Consider the following 255-nt stretch of genomic DNA (forward strand, 5'->3'; position numbering starts at 1 on the left):
CAGCTCGGCGGCCCCATCGTGCTGATCTGGGACAACTTGAATGTGCACCGCAGTGGGCAGATCCGCGAGTACGCGGACCGGCACGACTGGCTCACCATCGTCCAGCTGCCGACCCATGCACCGGATCTCAATCCCGTGGAAGGTATCTGGTCTCTACTGCGACGGGCCGTCACTGCCAATGTTGTGTTCACCGACCGCGGCCAGCTGGAGCATGCCATCCGCAAGGGCATGCGTACACTCCAGCAGGCTCCACAC

1 protein-coding gene is annotated in these 255 nt (G+C 63.1%); it reads left to right on the forward strand.

The features are described from left to right. The coding region (locus IF20_RS37030) for a transposase (RefSeq protein ID WP_199896943.1) at positions 1–255 on the forward strand (255 nt) is incomplete at both ends.

It is taken from the genome of Streptomyces niger, assembly GCF_000718305.1.
Taxonomy (GTDB): domain Bacteria; phylum Actinomycetota; class Actinomycetes; order Streptomycetales; family Streptomycetaceae; genus Streptomyces; species Streptomyces niger.